Source organism: Clostridium sp. AM27-28 (genome assembly GCF_003480955.1).
Classification (GTDB): domain Bacteria; phylum Bacillota; class Clostridia; order Lachnospirales; family Lachnospiraceae; genus Otoolea; species Otoolea fessa.
In genome coordinates, this window is sequence record NZ_QUJT01000007.1 from 59,617 (window position 1) to 73,345 (window position 13,729).

General features: G+C 51.2%; 13 protein-coding genes. All 13 read left to right on the forward strand.

All coding sequences use genetic code 11. From position 1 onward, the window contains the following. Nucleotides 1-92 precede the first annotated feature (92 nt). The 13 genes from DW720_RS09030 (at nt 93) to DW720_RS09090 (ending at nt 13,728) form a co-directional block, all read left to right on the forward strand. Nucleotides 93-311 (forward strand): Maff2 family mobile element protein, encoded by a 219-nt coding sequence (locus DW720_RS09030; RefSeq protein WP_003525154.1) that lies wholly within the window; start codon nt 93-95, stop codon nt 309-311. A gap of 69 nt (nt 312-380) precedes the next feature. Continuing rightward, nucleotides 381-1,250 (forward strand): VirB6/TrbL-like conjugal transfer protein, CD1112 family, encoded by an 870-nt coding sequence (locus DW720_RS09035; RefSeq protein ID WP_118749555.1) that lies wholly within the window; start codon nt 381-383, stop codon nt 1,248-1,250. 20 nt (nt 1,251-1,270) lie between these two features. Next, nucleotides 1,271-1,726, forward strand: a complete 456-nt coding sequence (locus DW720_RS09040) for a PrgI family protein (RefSeq protein ID WP_002576235.1) — start codon at nt 1,271-1,273, stop codon at nt 1,724-1,726. Next, entirely contained in the window at nt 1,683-4,085 is a 2,403-nt protein-coding gene (locus tag DW720_RS09045; protein WP_117910059.1) for a VirB4-like conjugal transfer ATPase, CD1110 family, read from the forward strand. Before DW720_RS09040 ends, DW720_RS09045 begins: the two co-directional genes overlap by 44 nt. Next, entirely contained in the window at nt 4,082-4,465 is a 384-nt protein-coding gene (locus DW720_RS09050; RefSeq protein WP_118667390.1) for a DUF3851 domain-containing protein, read from the forward strand. Before DW720_RS09045 ends, DW720_RS09050 begins: the two co-directional genes overlap by 4 nt. Beyond that, a complete protein-coding gene (locus DW720_RS09055; protein ID WP_118667389.1) occupies nt 4,458-6,194 on the forward strand; it encodes a CHAP domain-containing protein in 1,737 nt (578 codons plus the stop codon). The genes DW720_RS09050 and DW720_RS09055 overlap by 8 nt, the downstream gene beginning before the upstream one ends. A gap of 29 nt (nt 6,195-6,223) precedes the next feature. Continuing rightward, complete coding sequence (locus tag DW720_RS09060) at nt 6,224-6,475, forward strand: DUF4315 family protein (protein WP_006777886.1); 252 nt, start codon at nt 6,224-6,226, stop codon at nt 6,473-6,475. Continuing rightward, a complete protein-coding gene (locus DW720_RS09065) occupies nt 6,465-7,229 on the forward strand; it encodes a DUF4366 domain-containing protein (protein ID WP_118667189.1) in 765 nt (254 codons plus the stop codon). Before DW720_RS09060 ends, DW720_RS09065 begins: the two co-directional genes overlap by 11 nt. Beyond that, complete coding sequence (locus DW720_RS09070) at nt 7,226-7,420, forward strand: hypothetical protein (RefSeq protein WP_004797798.1); 195 nt, start codon at nt 7,226-7,228, stop codon at nt 7,418-7,420. Before DW720_RS09065 ends, DW720_RS09070 begins: the two co-directional genes overlap by 4 nt. After that, on the forward strand, nt 7,417-8,100 hold the full coding sequence (locus DW720_RS09075) for a conjugal transfer protein TraG (protein ID WP_118667188.1): 684 nt from the start codon (nt 7,417-7,419) through the stop codon (nt 8,098-8,100). The genes DW720_RS09070 and DW720_RS09075 overlap by 4 nt, the downstream gene beginning before the upstream one ends. Further along, on the forward strand, nt 8,087-10,195 hold the full coding sequence (locus tag DW720_RS09080; protein ID WP_118667187.1) for a type IA DNA topoisomerase: 2,109 nt from the start codon (nt 8,087-8,089) through the stop codon (nt 10,193-10,195). The genes DW720_RS09075 and DW720_RS09080 overlap by 14 nt, the downstream gene beginning before the upstream one ends. Then, nucleotides 10,192-10,470: an immunoglobulin gene (locus DW720_RS09085; protein ID WP_118667186.1), complete on the forward strand. Its 279-nt coding sequence runs from the start codon at nt 10,192-10,194 to the stop codon at nt 10,468-10,470. The genes DW720_RS09080 and DW720_RS09085 overlap by 4 nt, the downstream gene beginning before the upstream one ends. Nucleotides 10,471-10,476: 6 nt before the next feature. Next, nucleotides 10,477-13,728, forward strand: coding sequence for a YodL domain-containing protein (locus tag DW720_RS09090; protein WP_118749556.1), 3,252 nt, complete (start codon nt 10,477-10,479; stop codon nt 13,726-13,728). The last annotated feature ends 1 nt before the right edge of the window (nt 13,729 follow it).

Genomic DNA, 13,729 nt, shown 5'->3' on the forward strand with positions numbered 1-13,729 from the left:
CCCGGAAACCGGGCGGCAGATTGTTCCGGCTTTTGTATGCCTATGAAACATGACAAACCTATTTTTTAATCAGATTCCGGCTAACAAACTATATGGCATTTTTTGAACAGGCAATTACCGTTCTTCAGACTCTCGTTATCGCTCTGGGCGCTGGTCTTGGTATCTGGGGTGTCATCAACCTGTTGGAAGGTTATGGCAATGACAACCCTGGCGCCAAATCTCAGGGCATGAAGCAGCTCATGGCCGGTGCTGGTGTAGCCGTAGTCGGCATGGTCCTTGTACCTCTGCTCTCCGGGCTTTTCTCTGTCTAAGCGTCTCCGTATGAAATCCTTGCCGCTCCCGCAGCTTTGCGGGGGCGGCGGAAAGGAGGTTGACACCGTATGGATTTCTTACTCGAGGCCCTGACAAATTGGCTGAAAGAAATGCTGGTGGGCGGTATTATGAGCAACCTTTCGGGGATGTTTGACAGTGTAAATCAGCAGGTCGCGGATATATCCGTACAGGTAGGCCAGACCCCACAGGGATGGAATGGCAGTATTTTCAGCATGATTGAGAATCTGTCCAACTCCATCATGGTGCCGATTGCAGGTGTGATCCTGGCTATCGTGATGACCGTAGACCTGATCCAGATGATTGCAGACAAGAACAACCTGCATGATGTGGATACCTGGATGATTTTTAAGTGGGTGTTCAAATCAGCCGCTGCCATCCTCATTGTCACAAATACATGGAATATCGTGATGGGCGTCTTTGATATGGCGCAGAGCGTAGTGGCGCAGGCGGCAGGAATCATCAATTCGGATGCGTCCATTGACATTTCCTCAGTTATGACCGATCTGGAACCGAGGCTGATGGAAATGGATCTGGGACCGCTGTTCGGACTGTGGTTCCAATCCCTCTTTATTGGCATTACCATGTGGGCGTTGTATATCTGTATCTTTATCGTTATTTATGGCCGTATGATCGAGATCTACCTTGTGACTTCGGTGGCTCCCATTCCAATGGCTGCAATGATGGGCAAAGAATGGGGCGGTATGGGACAGAATTACCTCCGATCCCTGCTGGCACTGGGCTTTCAGGCGTTTCTCATTATCGTCTGCGTGGCAATTTATGCTGTGCTGGTGCAGAACATCGCTCTGGAAGATGACATCATCATGGCAATCTGGAGCTGCGTGGGCTACACCGTACTGCTATGTTTTACGCTGTTCAAAACCGGCAGTCTCGCCAAATCAGTCTTTCAGGCGCACTAAAACGGAAGGAGGTTTCCACATTGGCTTATGTACCCGTACCCAAGGACTTAACAAAAGTCAAAACAAAGGTCATGTTCAATCTGACTAAGCGGCAGCTTATCTGCTTCACGGGCGGAGCGCTTATTGGCGTACCGCTTTTCTTTTTGCTAAGAAAACCTACCGGAAACAGTGTAGCGGCTATGTGTATGATGCTGGTTATGCTACCCTTCTTTATGCTGGCTATGTACGAAAAGCATGGACAGCCCCTGGAAAAGATCGTGGGCAACATTCTCAAAGTAGCTGTGATCCGTCCAAAGCAGCGACCTTACCAGACCAACAACTTTTATGCCGTATTAAAGCGGCAGGAAATGCTCGATAAGGAGGTGTATGACATTGTTCACCGCAATAAAAAAATGGCTGCATCGGATGTTCGGAAAAACCGAGGAAAAAACTGTGCAGCCGGTAAAGACAAAGAAAAAGCTGTCCCGCGCCGATAAGAAGCAGATCGAAGCGGCCATTGCCCGCGCTAACCGCACGGACAAAAAAGGAAAATCTGCGCAGGACAGTATCCCTTATGAACGGATGTGGCCGGACGGAATCTGCCGCGTATCGGACAGCCACTACACAAAGACCATCCAGTTTCAGGACATCAACTATCAGCTCTCCCAAAACGAAGATAAGACGGCAATCTTTGAGGGGTGGTGTGATTTTCTCAATTATTTTGACAGCTCGATTCATTTCCAGCTGTCTTTTTTGAATCTTGCGGCATCGGAGGAGACCTTTGCTAACTCCATTTCCATCCCGCCCCAGAGGGACGCCTTTGACAGTATCCGCGAGGAATACACCACAATGCTGCAAAATCAGCTGGCCAGAGGTAACAACGGTCTCATCAAGACAAAATACCTGACCTTTGGTATCGACGCGGACAGCATCAAAGCCGCCAAGCCCCGTCTGGAGCGTATTGAGACCGATATACTTAATAACTTTAAGCGTCTTGGTGTAGCTGCCAGAACGCTGGACGGTAAAGAAAGGCTTTTTCAGCTTCATGCGGTATTCCACATGGATGAACAACTCCCGTTTCAGTTTGAATGGGACTGGCTGGCTCCTTCCGGTCTGTCCACAAAGGATTTTATTGCACCAAGCTCCTTTGAGTTCCGCACCGGCAAGCAGTTCCGTATGGGTAAGAAATACGGGGCTGTTTCTTTTTTGCAGATTCTCGCACCGGAGCTGAATGACCGTCTGCTGGCTGATTTTCTGGATATGGAAAGCTCGCTCATTGTGAGTATGCACATTCAGTCGGTGGATCAGGTGAAAGCCATCAAAACGGTAAAGCGCAAGATTACCGACCTTGACCGCAGCAAGATCGAGGAACAGAAAAAAGCAGTCCGCGCCGGATATGACATGGACATCATTCCATCTGATCTTGCTACCTACGGCAGTGAAGCGAAAAAACTCTTGCAGGATTTGCAGAGCCGCAACGAGAGAATGTTCCTTTTGACCTTTCTGGTGCTGAACACAGCGGACAATCCCCGTCAGCTTGGCAACAACATCTTTCAGGCAGGCTCTATTGCCCAGAAGTATAACTGTCAGCTGACCAGGCTGGACTTCCAGCAGGAAGAAGGGCTGATGAGCTGTCTGCCTCTGGGTCTCAATCAGATTGAGATCCAGCGAGGATTGACCACCAGTTCCACAGCTATCTTTGTGCCCTTCACTACGCAGGAACTGTTCCAGAACGGGAAAGAAGCACTGTACTACGGCATCAATGCTCTGTCCAACAACCTCATCATGGTGGACAGAAAGCTGCTGAAAAACCCCAACGGCCTGATTTTGGGTACGCCGGGTTCCGGTAAGTCCTTCAGCGCAAAACGAGAAATTGCCAACTGCTTTTTGCTTACCAGTGATGATGTCATTATCTGTGACCCGGAAGCGGAGTACGCACCTCTTGTTGAGCGTCTGCATGGGCAGGTCATCAAGATCTCACCTACTTCAACCAACTATATCAATCCGATGGATCTGAATCTGGACTACTCGGATGATGAAAGCCCGCTGTCCCTCAAATCTGATTTTATCCTCAGCTTGTGTGAGCTGATCGTGGGCGGTAAGGAGGGCTTGCAGCCGGTGCAGAAAACCATTATTGACCGTTGTGTACGGTTGGTTTACAACGAATATCTCAATGACCCAAAGCCGGAGAATATGCCGATTTTGGAGGACCTTTATAACCTGTTGCGGGAGCAGGAAGAAAAAGAAGCTCAGTACATTGCAACGGCATTGGAAATCTATGTAACGGGTTCTTTGAATGTGTTCAATCATCAGAGCAATGTGGACATTGATAACCGGATTGTCTGCTATGACATCAAGGAACTGGGCAAGCAGCTTAAAAAAATCGGTATGCTGGTGGTTCAGGATCAGGTATGGAACCGCGTTACCATCAACCGTGCCGCCCACAAGTCCACCCGTTACTACATCGACGAGATGCACCTGCTTTTGAAGGAGGAGCAGACCGCCGCCTATACGGTGGAAATCTGGAAGCGATTCAGAAAATGGGGCGGTATTCCGACAGGTATCACCCAGAATGTCAAAGACCTTTTGAGCAGCCGCGAGGTGGAAAATATCTTTGAAAATTCCGACTTCGTGTATATGCTCAACCAGGCAGGCGGGGACCGGCAGATCCTCGCCAAGCAGCTGGGCATTTCCACACACCAGTTATCTTATGTGACCCACTCCGGTGAGGGCGAGGGCCTGCTGTTCTATGGCTCCACGATCCTGCCTTTCGTGGATCACTTCCCGAAGAATACCGAGCTTTACCGCATTATGACCACCAAACCCCAGGAACTGAAAAAGAAGGAGGATGAATGATGATGAACTCCAACATTTTGAATAAAAATCCGCTGATGTTTTTTGACAGGGCGGTAAATGCCCAGCGCAGCCAGCTGCTTACAGTCATGGCCGATGCGGTAAGCGAGTGCCGCACAGCGGCAGATCAGGCAGCAGAACTGAATGAGACCGGTCAGGTGGGGCTTCTCCGTCTGGCAGAGGTCTGGAGTGCCATCCGTGCCAAGGAAGGTATGGGTGGTCTGGTTCTGGAAGGAACTGAAGCGAAGATCCTGTCCGATGTGGTGGCACAGTTTTATGCCTACCTGTCCGGCTGTATGTTCAACGATCCTGTGGGAATGGCCATTTATGCAGAGCTGCACTACATGATGTCCTCCCTCATGCTGGGAGAATGGTTTGAATAAAGAGCCGCGCCTGCGCTTTACTGATGAGGAACGGTCTGATCCTGCACTGGAAAAGCCGATCCGTAAAGCGGAAAAAGCTGCGGCCAGAGCAGATAAGGCGCAGGCCAATATCCCAAAGAAAAAGGTCAGGCAGACGGTCATTGACCCGGATACCGGAAAAAAGACCTCGAAGCTGACCTTTGAGGACAAGAAAAAGCCACCTTCCAAAGTTTCTCAAGGAGTCAGGGAAGCTCCCGTCCATCTGGTCGCAGGCAAGCTCCACAAAGAGATCCGGGAAACAGAGCAGGACAATGTGGGCGTGGAAAGCGCCCACAAGTCCGAGGAAGCGGTGGAGACCGGCGCTTATCTGGTGCGGGAGGGCTATCGCAGCCACAAGCTGAAGCCGTACCGCAAAGCAGCCCAGGCAGAGCGTCAACTGGAAAAGGCAAATGTAAATGTTCTGTACCAGAAATCTTTGCAGGAAAATCCCCGGTTTGCCAGCAACCCTCTTTCCCGCTGGCAGCAAAAGCAGGCCATCAAAAAGCAGTATGCCGCCGCCAAACACGCCGGTCAGACTGCCGGAAATACCGCCCAGGCTGCATCCAAAACCGGAAAAGCCGCAAGGACGGTAAAAGAAAAGGTACAGCAGGCAGGGGCATTCGTCATGCGCCACAAGAAGGGTTTCCTGATGGCAGGGGTTTTGTTCCTCATTACCTGTATGCTGATGAATACCATGTCCTCCTGCTCCATGATGGCGCAGAGCATCGGTTCCGTTCTCTCCGGCACCACCTATCCGTCGGATGACCCGGAAATGCTGGCGGTGGAGGCAGATTATGCAGCCAGAGAAGCCCGGTTGCAGGAGGAAATCGACAACATAGAAAGCAGTCACCCAGGGTATGACGAGTATCGCTATGACCTTGGTATGATCGGCCATGACCCTCATGAGCTGGCAGCATTTCTCTCTGCCGTCTTGCAAGGCTACACCCGGCAGAGCGCTCAGGCAGAGCTGGCGCGTGTGTTTGCAGCACAGTATCAGCTGACGCTTACTGAGGAAGTGGAGATTCGCTACCGCACGGAGACCTCCACCGACCCGGAGACCGGTGAGACCACCTCAGAAGAAGTTCCCTATGAGTATTACATTTTGAATGTGAAACTCGCCAGCAAGCCCATTTCCGCTGTGGTGTCGGAACTTCTGACCCCGGAGCAGATGAAAATGTATCAGGTTTACCGGCAGACCATGGGCAATAAGCCGCTGTTGTTTGGCGGCGGCTCCCCTGATACCAGCGGCTCGGAAGATCTGTCCGGTGTGCAGTTCATTAACGGTACCCGCCCCGGCAATCCTCAGCTGGTGGAACTGGCCAAGCGTCAGGTGGGCAATGTGGGCGGTTATCCCTACTGGAGCTGGTACGGCTTTGACTCCCGTGTGGAATGGTGCGCCTGCTTCGTATCCTGGTGCTATAACCAGGCAGGAAAAAGTGAGCCGCGCTTTGCAGGCTGTGAGTGGCAAGGTGTTCCGTGGTTCCAGTCTCATGGACAGTGGGGCGCAAGAGGCTATAACAATCTGGCTCCCGGAGATGCAATTTTCTTTGACTGGGATTTGGATGGGACAGCAGACCATGTGGGTATCGTGATCGGTACGGATGGCAGCCGTGTTTATACCGTGGAGGGAAATTCCGGCGATGCCTGCAAGATTAAAAGTTATGACCTGAATTATCAAAGCATTAAGGGCTACGGCCTGATGAACTGGTAACAGAGATTTTTAAGAAGGAGTGATAGACGATGGCAAAGAACAAAATTGAGCGCATTGACCAGGAGATTACAAAGGTCCGTGAGAAGATCGCAGAGTATCAGGAAAAGCTCAAGGCGCTGGAAGCACAGAAAACCGAGGCAGAAAATCTGGAGATCGTCCAGATGGTGCGCGCCCTGCGTATGACCCCGACCCAGTTGAGCGCCATGCTGTCCGGTGGCACAGTTCCCGGCAGTTTGGCTGATGACAATAACGAACAGGAGGAAAACAGCTATGAGGAATAAACGATTGCTCCGAACACTTTCCGCCTTTTGCCTGACAATGGTTGTGGCATTTGGCTTTACGATCCCTGCTTTTGCACAGGGGTCAGAACAGGCTCCGGCGGCACCGGCAGAGGATTCTACCAATGATAGCAACGTGATTGTGGAAGAAACAGAACCAGCACCGGCACTTACACCGGAGGGGAATGCAGCACTGGTAGATGATTTTGGAGGCAATAAGCAGCTTATTACGGTTACGACCAAAGCTGGAAATTACTTTTACATCTTGATTGATAGGGCGAATGAGGACAAGGAGACTGCTGTTCACTTTCTGAATCAGGTGGACGATGCAGACCTTGCGGCGCTGATGGAAGATGGAAAACCCAAAGAGGAGATGCCTGCGGTATGCAGCTGTTCAACAAAATGTGAAGCAGGGGCAGTCAATACGGCCTGCCCGGTCTGCGTAACTGATAAGAGTAAATGTACGGGCAAAGCATCGGAACCTCCGGTAGAAACATCGGAACCGGAAAAAGAGAAGCCTGCCGGACTGAACCCGGCTGCGATAGTCCTTTTGCTGGCTCTGCTGGGAGGCGGTGGCGTATTTGCCTACTTGAAGCTCATTAAGAATAAGCCTAAGACCAAGGGCAATGACAGTCTGGACGATTATGATTACGGCGAGGAAGATTCCGAGGAATGGGAAACCGAGGATGAGGAGTCGGATGAACCGGACGCTGACGGGGGCAGCACAGAAGAAGATGACGAGGACAGCGTGAAATGACCCGATTCACAGACAGTCCCTATGAACGCATGATGACACGCAGGCCGGAGGGCGGGAGGGAAACTTCCCGTCCTCCTTCTTTACCCCACAACCACCCCTGCTATGGTTGCGGGAGTTATGGAAGCCCCTGCGTAGGTATCTGCCATCGTGAGATGGAACGCTGGCTCAAAGAAAGGAAACGAAAAAAATGAGTGTTCTGATTATATTTATCAAGCTGATTGCTGTTTTTGACCTGCTGGTAATTGCTGTGTATTTTGGCGGCGACATTCTTTCTACCATGTTAAACAAACTTTGGAGAAAGCCAAAGCAAGATGACCCCTTTGATTTCTCCTTAGATACCATGACAGTTTCATTGTCCATAGATTCTATCCGTCAGCTTTGTTCCGACGATGCGGCAGATTTTGTGGAAGAAAAGATCCTGCCAAATGCGGAGAAAACAATGGCCGTGCTGACGGAACAAGAACAGACGGCGGCTCGTCTGCTCTTATCCGCTTTGATCGGTTTTCTTGCAGCAGAAGCTCCTATGGATGAACAGAGCTTTCCTTTGATGATGGAACTTCTGAACTGCATGGAAGGGGAAAAAGAAGATGGTTGCCAGGATGCAGTAGATAGTTTACTTGAAGATGCCGCCTGCAATACCCGCCGTCACGAAGAATATTACAACAATTATCAACGCTATCAACTGATGCAGGTGGATAAAGAGCGTGTGATTATGGCCTGCAATATCATAATCAATGATTTGATTGGCAGGTTGTACCGATATGATTATCGCTTTGGATATGACATTACACTTGCCTCAGAACACAGCATTGCAAAAAAACTGTCTGATAATTGGCAGAATGAATGGGAGGCTGAAGATGATGAGATATAAACTGGTAATCGCTGAAAAACCATCGGTTGCACAAAGTCTGGCTGCGGTAATCGGTGCAACTGCTCGTAAGGATGGGTATCTGGAGGGTAACGGCTGGCGTGTCAGCTGGTGCGTGGGCCATCTGGCTGGTCTTGCGGATGCAGACAGTTATGATCCCAAGTATGCCAAGTGGCGATATGATGACCTGCCTATCCTGCCGGAGCATTGGCAGATGGTGGTGGGAAAGGATAAGAAAAAGCAGTTTGATATTCTCAAAAAGCTGATGAATGCCCCGGATGTGACGGAAGTGGTAAATGCCTGCGATGCCGGACGCGAGGGTGAGCTGATCTTCCGCAGCGTCTATGAGCTGGCAGACTGTCAAAAGCCTATGAAAAGGCTCTGGATTTCTTCGATGGAGGACTCTGCCATAAGGGAGGGCTTTGCAAACCTGCGCCCCGGTGCGGATTATGACGGACTTCGGGATGCTGCCCTCTGCCGTGCCAAGGCCGACTGGCTGGTGGGGATCAATGCCACAAGGCTTTTTTCCGTGCTGTATCACCGAACCCTCAACATCGGGCGCGTGATGTCCCCGACGCTGGCGCTTATTGTTCAGCGAGAAGCTGAGATCGACACCTTTAAGCCGATTCCCTTTTATACCGTGGCGCTGGAGCTGCCCGGTCTTACCGTATCCGGGGAGCGCATGGCGGATAAGGTTGCTGCTGAGCAGCTGAAAGAAGCCTGTCAGGGTGCAAATGTCACAATCAAAAAGGTGGAGTGCAAGGAAAAGTCCGAAAAGCCGCCTGCCCTCTATGATCTGACTACTCTGCAAAGAGATGCCAATCGCCTGCTTGGATTTACAGCCCAGCAGACCCTGGACTATCTGCAAAGCCTGTATGAAAAGAAGCTCTGCACCTATCCCCGTACTGACAGCCGCTATCTGACCAGTGATATGGCAGACAGCCTGCCGGTGCTGGTGAATCTGGTTGCCAATGCTATGCCGTTTCGCAAAGGGATCGCCATTACCTGTGATCCGCAGACGGTCATCAACGATAAGAAAGTAACCGACCACCACGCAGTAATCCCTACCAGAAATCTCAAGGATGCAGACCTTTCTGCCCTTCCTGCGGGAGAAAAAGCGGTGCTGGAGCTGGTGGCCCTGCGTCTGCTGTGTGCCGTGGCCCAGCCCCATATCTATTCGGAAACCGTTGTGATTGCAGCGTGTGCCGGTAGGGAGTTTACCGCCAAAGGAAAAACGGTGAAGCACCCCGGATGGAAAGCACTGGAGGACGCCTACCGTGCCAAAATGAAGGATGCAGAGCCGAAAAAAGAGGGCGCAGAGAAAGCCCTGCCGGAGCTGACCGAAGGACAGACCCTTTCGGTTGTTGCTGCAATCGTCAAAGAAGGCAAAAGCAGTCCGCCCCTGCACTTTACGGAGGACACTCTGTTGTCCGCGATGGAGACTGCCGGAAAAGAGGATATGCCGGAGGATGCCGAGCGAAAAGGTCTGGGGACACCGGCCACCCGTGCCGGTATTTTGGAAAAGCTGGTATCTGCCGGTTTTCTGGAACGAAAAAAGAGCAGGAAAACGGTGCAGCTTCTCCCTTCCCACGATGCAGTTTCCCTGATCACCGTTCTGCCGGAACAACTGCAATCGCCGCTTCTGACTGCCGAGTGGGAGTACCGACTGGGCGAGATCGAGCGCGGGCAGCTTGCCCCGGAGGAGTTTTTGGACGGGATCAGCACCATGCTGAAAGATCTGGTGGGAACTTATCAGGTCATCAAAGGAACTGAGTACCTGTTCACTCCGCCCCGTGAGGTGGTGGGCAAATGCCCTCGCTGCGGCGGTGAAGTTGCAGAACTGCAAAAAGGCTTCTTCTGTCAGAATGATTCTTGCAAATTTGCAATCTGGAAAAATAACAAATGGTGGGCTGCCAAGAAAAAACAGCCGACCAAGGCTGTGGTGTCTGCACTGCTTAACGATGGCCGTGTCCGTGTGACGGGGCTATATTCGGAGAAAACCGGCAAGACCTACGATGCCACTGTGGTTTTGGAGGACGATGGACAGTACGCCAACTTCAAGCTGGAATTTGATCAGCGGAAAGGAGGCAGCCGATGAAGCTCTCTTTAGTGGAACGGGAAACCATTCTTCTCTATAATCAGGCAGAACCAATGGCTGAGATCTATACCCATGATCCCCGTCTGATGGAGAAGCTGGATTTGCTGGCAAAAAAGCACCCCGACCAGATCACCCGAAAGGACGCCCATAACTTTACCGTCCCCAAGCGGTGTGTATCAGTCAGGGAGCCATATAGCGCAGAACGCCGCAAAGCTGCCAGTGAGCGTGCGAAAGCTGCCGGATACCAGCCTCCTGTGAGAAAGCCCAGCGGTTAAAGGCACATGGCAGAGAATGTATTTGAAGCAGTCAAGCTGTCAGTCAGCACCAGAGAAGTGGCAGCGTTTTATGGGATCGAGGTCAAACGAAATGGTATGGCCTGCTGTCCCTTTCACGATGATAAGAACCCCAGCATGAAGGTAGACCAGCGGTTCCACTGCTTTGGCTGCGGTGCAGATGGGGATGTGATCGACTTTACCGCAAAGCTCTTTAATCTCTCCCCAAAAGAAGCGGCGGAGAAACTGGCACAGGACTTTGGCCTGATCTATGACAGTCAGGCCCCTCCCCGCAGGAGGTATGTCCGGCAGAAAACCGAGGCACAAAAGTTTCGGGAGGACCGGCAGCGGTGTTATCGCGTACTGTCCGATTACTACCATCTGCTGAAAAAATGGGAGATCGACCATTCTCCCCGGACACCGGAGGAAGAACTGCACCCCCGTTTTGTGGAAGCGATCCAGAAGGAAACCTATGTAGAGTACCTGCTGGACCTTTTTCTTTATGAAAGTGAAGAAGAACAAAAGGCATGGATTGCAGAACACACAGCAGAAATCACACAATTGGAAAGGAGATTGAAAATCATGGCTGAGAACAAACCCACCAACCGAGAGCGGCTAAGGGAAATCACAGATGGCATCGAGCAGGGCATCAAGGAACTGTTTGAGAGCGAAAAGTATATGCGCTATCTGTCCGTCATGTCCCGCTTCCACCGCTATTCGGTAAACAACACCATGCTCATCTATATGCAGAAGCCGGACGCTACATTGGTAGCCGGATACAATAAGTGGAAAGACCAGTTTGAGCGTCATGTAAAAAAGGGCGAGCATGGCATTACCATCATCGCCCCCACACCGTATAAGAAGAAAATCGAGGAGCAGAAGCTGGACCCGGATACCAAGGCTCCGATTCTGGATAAAGACGGAAAGATCGTCACAGAGGAAAAAGAAATCGAAATCCCCATGTTTCGTCCGGTCAAGGTCTTTGATGTGAGCCAGACCGACGGGAAACCTTTGCCGGAGCTTGCTTCCTCCCTTTCCGGCAATGTGCCAAATTATGAGGCATTCATGGAGGCTCTGCGCCGCAGTGCGCCGGTGCCGATCACTTTTGAAGCAATGGCTGCCGATACGGACGGCTATTTTTCTGCCGATCATCAGAAAATCGCCATTCGTCAGGGCATGAGTGAGGTGCAGACGGTTTCGGCCACGGTTCATGAGATTGCCCACAGCAAGCTCCATGACCCTAAAAAATATGAAATGCTACCGTCATGGAAGGTTGTACTGGAGAGTGAAGGTGGAACCAAGCATGATTTCAAGCTGGATTTTGCCACAGAAAAAGAAGCTGAACAGTTTGCTTCTGATATGGATTGGCGCTATGTGGACGAAAATCAGTTTGAATGGCGTCTTGCAGTTGAGGAAGATCCAACCACAGAAAAACAGGCAATCAAAAGTCGCCACACGGAGGAAGTGGAGGCTGAAAGCATCTCCTACGCAGTCTGCAAATATTTTGGCATCGAGACCGGAGAAAACAGCTTCGGCTATATTGCAAGCTGGAGTCAGGGCAAGGAGCTGAAAGAGCTGAGAGCCAGTTTGGAAACCATCAACAAGACCTCCGGTACTTTGATCTCTGACATTGAGCGCCACTATAAGGAAATCTGCAAAGAGCGTGGAATAGACCCCCATGCAAAGGCAAAGCCGGAAACCGCCCCGATAGAGCAGCCAACCGGCAATCTGACTTACTATGTAGCAGAGTGCATGGAGTTTCCAAACCTTGGAGAATATCACGATAACCTGTCTTTGGAGGAGGCGGTCCGCATTTATCAGGAGATTCCGGCAGAGCGAATGAACGGGATCAAGGGCATTGGCTTTGAGCTGAAAGATGGAAGCGACTATGAAGGACCTTTTCCGATTTTGACCGGGCAGACCATTGACCTGGACACCATTCAGGCAATCGACTATTACCGTGATAATCCGTTGGTGCAAAAAGCGGTAAAGGAACTGGCTGCGGCCATGCCGGAAATGGAGGTGCTGGGAGCGGACGCCAACCAGCAGGAGGCTTTGTTTCTGATCGACGATGCCACTTATCTTCATATCCAGCCCTGTGACAGTGGCTGGGACTATACCCTTTACGATGCCGCATCCATGAAAGAGCTGGATGGCGGTCAGCTGGATATGCCGGAGCTTTCCCGCAAAAATGCAGTTCTCCAGATTTGTGATGACAACAATCTGGACAGCACTTCGCTCAGACACGCTCCTATGTCCATGATTGAGACCTTGCAGGAAGCGGCCTATCAGCAAATGCAGGCAGAGACCAGTCAGATGACTGCTTCTTCCCAGCTGCCGGAAGCGCAGGAGCAGGCACTGGATGAATACCCCATGCCGGATGAGCAGGTATCCACACCGGATATGCAGGAATATGGCTACTCCTATGATGGGATGCTCCCTGTTACCAGAGAACGGGCGCTGGAACTGGATGCCGCCGGTTTGACCGTCTATGCGCTGCATGAGGACAATACGGAGAGCATGGTGTTTGACCCGCAGGAAATCATGGATCATGGCGGTCTTTTCGGTGTGGACCATGAGGAATGGGAGAAAAGCCCTCAGTTCCACGAAAAGGTCATGGAGCGTCAGGAACATCAGCAGGAACGCGAACAGGCATTTCTCTCCCAGAATAGAGATTGCTTTGCCATCTATCAGGTAAGTCGTGACGATCCGCAGAATGTACGCTTTATGAATCTGGACTGGTTAAAGTCCCATAACATTTCCATAGACCGCAGCAATTATGACCTCATTTACACAGCTCCTCTGAGGGAGTCTGGCACTGTGCCGGAGCAGCTGGAAAAACTCTATCAGCAATTCAATCTGGAAAAGCCCGTGGACTTTCACAGTCCCTCCATGAGCGTCAGCGACATCGTTGCGATCAGACAGGACGGTAAGGTATCCTGTCATTACTGTGACAGTGTTGGTTTTACCCAGATCCCCGGATTCCTGCCAGAAAACCCGCTGAAAAATGCGGAAATGATGCTGGAGGACGATTACGGCATGATCGACGGTATCATCAACAATGGCACAAAAGAACCTACGGTGGCAGAGCTGGAACAGCAGGCCCGAAGCGGTCAGCCCATTTCCCTGATGGAGTTGGCAGCCGCCACCCATCGGGAGGAACGGGAAAAGAAAAAGTCCGTCATGGAGCAGCTGAAAGGCCAGCCCAAGACAGAACACAAAAAGACAGCACCCAAAAAGAGTGCGGAAAGGGAGATTTGAT

Bases quoted from the DNA above. Each gene is read 5' to 3' on its own strand.
- DW720_RS09030 (WP_003525154.1), top strand. From the start codon at position 93: ATGGCATTTTTTGAACAGGCAATTACCGTTCTTCAGACTCTCGTTATC.
- DW720_RS09035 (WP_118749555.1), top strand. From the start codon at position 381: ATGGATTTCTTACTCGAGGCCCTGACAAATTGGCTGAAAGAAATGCTG.
- DW720_RS09050 (WP_118667390.1), top strand. From the start codon at position 4,082: ATGATGATGAACTCCAACATTTTGAATAAAAATCCGCTGATGTTTTTT.
- DW720_RS09060 (WP_006777886.1), top strand. From the start codon at position 6,224: ATGGCAAAGAACAAAATTGAGCGCATTGACCAGGAGATTACAAAGGTC.
- DW720_RS09065 (WP_118667189.1), top strand. From the start codon at position 6,465: ATGAGGAATAAACGATTGCTCCGAACACTTTCCGCCTTTTGCCTGACA.
- DW720_RS09070 (WP_004797798.1), top strand. From the start codon at position 7,226: ATGACCCGATTCACAGACAGTCCCTATGAACGCATGATGACACGCAGG.
- DW720_RS09075 (WP_118667188.1), top strand. From the start codon at position 7,417: ATGAGTGTTCTGATTATATTTATCAAGCTGATTGCTGTTTTTGACCTG.
- DW720_RS09080 (WP_118667187.1), top strand. From the start codon at position 8,087: ATGATGAGATATAAACTGGTAATCGCTGAAAAACCATCGGTTGCACAA.
- DW720_RS09085 (WP_118667186.1), top strand. From the start codon at position 10,192: ATGAAGCTCTCTTTAGTGGAACGGGAAACCATTCTTCTCTATAATCAG.
- DW720_RS09090 (WP_118749556.1), top strand. From the start codon at position 10,477: ATGGCAGAGAATGTATTTGAAGCAGTCAAGCTGTCAGTCAGCACCAGA.